A 5370-nucleotide genomic window follows, 5' to 3' on the forward strand; every position below is an offset into this window, starting at 1 on the left:
GGTGCCGGGCGGGGAGGGCGCCGGGGGAGGGGTGGGCAGGGCGGGCCCGGGGTTGGGCGGGGTCTGCGGCGTACCGCCACCGTGCTTGCCGTCGCTCATCCGCACCTGCCGGCTCGTCAGCTTGTAGATCCCGAGCGGCGGGAACAGGTCGACGCGGCGCGGATAGCCGCCCTGCGCGCACGGCACACACAGCAGGGCCCGGCCGTCGGCATCCGTACGGACGGCACCGACCGGTGCGCGCCAGCAGGCCTCGCAGGTACGGACGTCCGTCTCCGACAGGGACGCCCGTAAGGCGACGGTGACAGTCATGGGTGGTTCCTCCCGTTCTCGTGGATGAGGAAGGGCGCTCACAGATCTGCCTCGCGATCGAGCCCGGCGTCGGTCTCCACACCGGCATCGGTCTCCACACCGGCGCTGGTCTCCACGCCGGCGTCGGTCTCCACCGCGCCCTCGCCACCGACCCCGGCCTCGCCACCCACCCCGACCGCCCCTCTGTTCCGGTCCAACTCGGCCCAGACGGTGTCGCCGTCGTCGGTGTGGGTGTGTCCGTACCGGTCGGCCGTCGCGAGGGCGGCGAGGATCGCGTTCCGCGTGGCCGGGCTCAACTGCTCGGGGAGGTCGGCCTCGATGCGCACGGCACCGACCTCGGTGCCGGTGGTCCGCGGCTCGCCGCCGGTCGCGGCGGCGAGCATGCCGACCAGCGCGGCCACCTGGATGTCCACAGTGGGCACAGCCCTCCCCTGGTGAGCGCTCGATCACGCCTCGTAATGCTGAGTATTCAGCTTCACCTGATGGGTTAGCTTTGTCAATGTCGACGCCCACCACCCGGAGCCGCCCAGATGCCACGAGAGACGCCGTACTTGCAGGTCGCCGACGCTCTGCGCACCCGCATCAAGGCGGGCGAGTGGACGCTGGGCGAGAAGCTGCCCAGCCGGGCCCGCTTCGCCGAGGAGTACGGGGTCGGCCAGTCCGTGGCGCAGCGCGCGATGGAGCGCCTCATCATCGAAGGGCTGCTGGAAGGCCGCGCCGGGTCGGGGACGTACGTCCGGCGACCGCGCGAGCGCCTGCGCATGATCCGCTCCCGCCGCCGGGAGCGCCGCAACGGCAGCCCTTTCCGCGCGGACATGGAGGAACAGCGCCGTTCCGGTACGTGGGAGTCCCGCAGCAACGCCCGCGTACCGGCCCCCGAACGCATCGCCGAACGCCTGGCCATCGAGCCCGGGGACCTCTGCGTCCACACCGCGTACGAGTTCCTGGGCGACGGACTGCCGGTCCAGCTCTCCGAGTCCTGGGAACCGATGGCCATCACCGACGGCACCCCGATCGTCCTCCCCGAAATGGGCCCGCACGCGGGCGCCGGGGTGGTCGAACGCATGCGCTCGATCGGCGTCGACATCGACACCGCCGTAGAACTCCCCCGCCCGGCCCGCGCCACCCAGAAGCAGGCCAACCTCCTCGGCATCTCGGTGGGCGACCTCATCACGGAGATCGAGCGCACGTACTACGACACGGACGGCCGCCCGGTGGAAACGGCGGACATCACCATCGCGGACGTCCGCTACGAAATCGCCTACGAAATCCCCATCGACCCCGCCTGAACACCGCTCTTGCCGTCCCCGCACGCACGTATGCCCCGGCCGGCGTCGGGGGACGACTTCGGCCGGGGCGGGATGGGTTCTCTTACGCGGCCGCGATCACCGTTCGAGGTGAGTGCAGCCAGACTTCTTGCCCGGCCGGGGTGACGGTCAGGCCGAAGCTGTCTCCGTCCGGCTGCCCGAGGGTCACGTACTCGGCGTACACGCCCTCGACCTCGGCCCACAGGTTCCGGTCGCCGTACTCCCACACCGACTCGCCGGTGGTGGCGACGGCCGCCGAGCCGGCCGCGTCCTGGAGCCAGACCGTCACCGCGGTGCCGGCCTCGGCGTGGGACATGGTGACGCCCGGCAGGCGGGCGCCGGCGTACAGGGCGAAGCCGAGGCCGAGCAGGTGACCGGGGTCGGTCACGGCCTCCGAAGACCGCGCCGTACCGCTGTCCACCGGCCCCGCGTCGGGGAGCCGGTGCGAGCGCATGGGCATGTACGAGGCGCCGCCCCGGAAGGGGCCCCGCGCGATGCCGCCGTCCCGTACGGACAGCCGCACCAGGGCGCCGCTCCAGAAGGCGCGGGCCAGCGGCGCGACGATGAGGCCGCCGGGTGTGACCTGCCGGACCAGCGCGTGCGGGATGTGCCGTAGCGCGCAGGTGGAGATCAGACGGTCGTAGGGAGCGCCCTCCTCCCACCCTTCCGCACCGTCGCCGACGACCAGCCGGGGCGAGAGCCCGTGGTCCGCGAGGGTGGCGGCAGCCTGCTGGGACAGCGCCGCGTCGATCTCGACACTGACCACCCGGTCGCCGCCGAGCCGCTCGGAGAGCAGCGCCGCGACGTATCCGGTGGCCGTGCCGATCTCCAGCACCCTGTCGCCGTCCCGGACGTCGAGCAGCTGGAGCATCCTGGCGACCATGGACGGCTGGGAGTTGGACGAGGTGGCGACACCGGGCCCGTCCGGCTGCCCGTCGTCCACCTGTGTCACGACAGGCCGGTCGGAGTGGACGAGGTCCCACCAGTCCGGCCCCCGTACGACGGGCACGCACCGCTCCTGGCCCTGCCGCCAGGCGTGAGGGGGGATGAAGTGGTCCCGGGGGAGCTTCTCCCACACCTCACGCCACCGGGAGGAGAGGAGCCCCCTCCGCGCGAGTGTGTCCACCAGCCCGGCATGGCCGGCCGCCTTCACCCCCGTGGTGTCGGTCACGCACCACTTCCCTGATCGGTGGCCGCGCCCGACTCCGCCGGTCCGGACCCGTCCGGACTCGGGGTGGGCGCGGGCGGCGTCCACGGCTTGTCGGAGGGCTCGCCACGGTGCTTGCCGTCTTCGGCCATCTGAATCGCCTTCTTCCTGGATCGACGAGGGGGCACCCGAGACCGGTGCCCTGCCAGGCCGACCACGCTAAGTGCTCAGGAGGACGCAATCCAGTGACAGAGTGTGCCAGTCGCCCCCTCAACTGCCCTTTGCATAGGACGTGTTGTCCTACCAGGCTCAGAGGGCGGGGTCGACGCCGAGCCGTGCGGCGAGCGACCGGAGCGGTGTGTTCTTCCGGCGCTCCGTTGCGAGCATCTCCCGGACCGTGGCCGCGGCGAGAGTCTGGAGTCGGATCCACTCGGGTTGTTCGGCCTCGACCTCAAGGAGCGTCTTCAGCGCGCCTTCGCTGTCGCCGGTCTGGTATCGCGCCTGCGACACATCGACGCGGTGGGACGCTGCGTGGATCGGTCGGGCAATGGCCTCCACGTCGACACGGGCGGACAGCCGCAGCGCCTCGGCCGGCTCGTTGTCCTGGCCCGCGAGCGCGATGTTGACCTTCTGCGTACGGACGTCGGTGACGGAGAACGCCGACCCGTACATCCTCACAGGTCCGCTCCTCGTGGCGGCGCTCTCGGCGAGGTTCAGCAGCTCCACCGCGCCCCGCCGGTTCCCGCCGCGCGCGGCAGGGGTGGCCGCCGAGACGAGCAGGTTGCCGTACACGGCGTACTGCTCGGGTGTCGCCCGCCTGATCGACGGCTCCAGCGAGTCCGCCTTCCGCTCGGCCACGGCCTGCGCCTGTTCCCAGCGTCCTTGGCGCAGCAGGACCCACGACAGGGTGGACACGCCCATGCCTTCCATGAGCGGGTCGCTCGCCTTCCGGGCGGCGGCCAGCTGCTTCTCGACGGCGGCGAACGCCCAGTCGGGGTGCCCTGCCTGCGTCGCGAAGGACGCGGCCAGTTGGTAGGCGAGCGCGAGTTGTCGCCAGACGCCTTCGGTGGGTGTCTCGCGAGCCACGGCCCTGCCGTCGCGAAGCAGCAGGGGAAGCGTGTTCGAGAGCCCCGAGTAGTCGCCGGTCCAATAGGCGTTGACCGCCTCGTCCACCGAGGTGACCCACGTCGTCTCGTCGGGTGGATCTTCGAGATCGTCGGCGGGCCGGAGTCCGGGCAGCGAGCCGACGTCCTGGATCGCGTCCCGGAGTGCGATCAGCCCTCCGTCGCCCGTGCGGTCCCGCGTCACCACGGTGGGCTGTCCCAGCAGGCGTTCCAGCTGGACATCGAGGGCGCGGGCGATCGCACGCAAGGTGTTGATGCGTGCCGTCAGCCGTCGGTTCTGCTCCAGCTTGCGAATCGTGTCGACGGACACGCCGGCCTGCTCGGCAAGTGCTTCCTGGGTGCGGTCACGGAATTCTCGCAAGCTGCGAATGCGGTCACCGATGGTTGTGGCGTCCATGCGTACCCCCGCCCGAGAGTCGGACTCCCAAGGTACTGGCCGGCGGAAAGCCCCGGGGACACACGACAAAGGGCCGACCCGAAACCGCAGGTCGGCCCTCGATCAAGAAGGGTGAGTAACGGGACTCGAACCCGCGACATCCTGGACCACAACCAGGTGCTCTACCAGCTGAGCTATACCCACCATGCCCGGTCTTTTTCCCTGACCGGCCGAGAAAAAGTGTACAGGGTCCGCGAGGGTGCTCGCGCCCGCTTTTCTGCGAGGTCGCGGCGGGGTCAGTCCGCCTTCAGTACGTGCTTCGCGGCGATCTGCTTGGCCGTTTCCGAGTCCGGGCCCGGCTGGGGGACGAAGACCGCCTCGCGGTAGTAGCGCAGCTCCGCGATGGACTCGCGGATGTCCGCCAGGGCGCGGTGGTTGCCGCCCTTCTCCGGGCTGTTGAAGTACGCCCGGGGGTACCAGCGGCGCGCCAGCTCCTTCACCGAGGAGACGTCCACGATCCGGTAGTGGAGGTAGCCCTCCAGCGCCGGCATGTCCCGCAGCAGGAAGCCCCGGTCGGTGCCGACCGTGTTTCCGCACAGCGGCGCCTTGCCCGGCTCCTTGACGTGCTCGCGTACGTACGCCAGCACCTGCTCCTCGGCGGCGGCCAGCGTCGTGCCCGCCGCCAGCTCGTCGAGCAGGCCCGAGGTGGTGTGCATCTGCCGTACCACCTCGGGCATGGTCTCCAGCGCCCGGTCCGGCGGGCGGATCACGATGTCCACCCCGTCGCCGAGCACGTTCAGATCCGAGTCGGTGACCAGTGCGGCCACCTCGATCAGTGCGTCTTCCGTCAACGAGAGCCCGGTCATCTCGCAGTCGATCCACACCATGCGGTCGTTCATGGCCCTCACCCTACGGGGCGCACCCTACGGAGCGCTCCGCTGGCCGGGCAGACTCGGACGTCCCGGACCCGCCGCGTACAGGTCGGAACCCGGTTTCCCCTGGTCCGCCACCGGTGACGACGCCGACGCGTGCCCCGGTGCCCCGGCCGCCGCCGCCGTCCGCCGGGACTGCGCGGACGCCTGCGCCGGCACGACCGGCTCCGTGACC

At 71.2% G+C, this 5370-nt stretch carries 6 protein-coding genes, 1 tRNA gene and 1 pseudogene; 1 reads left to right on the forward strand and 7 read right to left on the reverse strand.

What is annotated here, in order from left to right:
• Both GT042_RS21915 and GT042_RS21920 read right to left on the reverse strand, forming a co-directional pair.
• Positions 1-309 (reverse strand): hypothetical protein (locus GT042_RS21915; RefSeq protein WP_161310434.1); only part of this gene is annotated, 309 nt, incomplete at its 3' end.
• Between the two features lie 38 nt (positions 310-347).
• Positions 348-731: a hypothetical protein gene (locus tag GT042_RS21920; protein ID WP_161310435.1), complete on the reverse strand. Its 384-nt coding sequence runs from the start codon at positions 729-731 to the stop codon at positions 348-350.
• A gap of 108 nt (positions 732-839) precedes the next feature.
• Between GT042_RS21920 and GT042_RS21925 the strand changes: the two genes are divergently transcribed.
• On the forward strand, positions 840-1598 hold the full coding sequence (locus tag GT042_RS21925; RefSeq protein WP_161310436.1) for a GntR family transcriptional regulator: 759 nt from the start codon (positions 840-842) through the stop codon (positions 1596-1598).
• Between the two features lie 82 nt (positions 1599-1680).
• Here the strand turns inward: GT042_RS21925 and GT042_RS21930 are convergent, their stop codons facing one another.
• The 5 genes and pseudogenes from GT042_RS21930 to GT042_RS39290 all read right to left on the reverse strand — a co-directional run.
• Positions 1681-2787 (reverse strand): methyltransferase domain-containing protein, encoded by a 1107-nt coding sequence (locus GT042_RS21930; RefSeq protein WP_345943858.1) that lies wholly within the window; start codon positions 2785-2787, stop codon positions 1681-1683.
• A 285-nt stretch (positions 2788-3072) separates the two neighbouring features.
• Positions 3073-4284, reverse strand: coding sequence for a helix-turn-helix transcriptional regulator (locus GT042_RS21935; RefSeq protein ID WP_161310437.1), 1212 nt, complete (start codon positions 4282-4284; stop codon positions 3073-3075).
• Between the two features lie 110 nt (positions 4285-4394).
• A tRNA-His gene (locus GT042_RS21940) sits at positions 4395-4467 on the reverse strand.
• Between the two features lie 92 nt (positions 4468-4559).
• Positions 4560-5162: an oligoribonuclease gene (orn, locus tag GT042_RS21945; protein WP_161310438.1), complete on the reverse strand. Its 603-nt coding sequence runs from the start codon at positions 5160-5162 to the stop codon at positions 4560-4562.
• Positions 5163-5186: 24 nt separating this feature from the next.
• Positions 5187-5370 (reverse strand): annotated as a pseudogene (locus GT042_RS39290) (AraC family transcriptional regulator); the annotation flags it as partial.

Source organism: Streptomyces sp. SID3212, from assembly GCF_009865405.1.
Lineage (GTDB): Bacteria > Actinomycetota > Actinomycetes > Streptomycetales > Streptomycetaceae > Streptomyces.

Bases quoted from the DNA above. Each gene is read 5' to 3' on its own strand.
- GT042_RS21925 (WP_161310436.1), top strand. From the start codon at position 840: ATGCCACGAGAGACGCCGTACTTGCAGGTCGCCGACGCTCTGCGCACC.
- orn (WP_161310438.1), bottom strand. From the start codon at position 5,162: ATGAACGACCGCATGGTGTGGATCGACTGCGAGATGACCGGGCTCTCG.
- GT042_RS21935 (WP_161310437.1), bottom strand. From the start codon at position 4,284: ATGGACGCCACAACCATCGGTGACCGCATTCGCAGCTTGCGAGAATTC.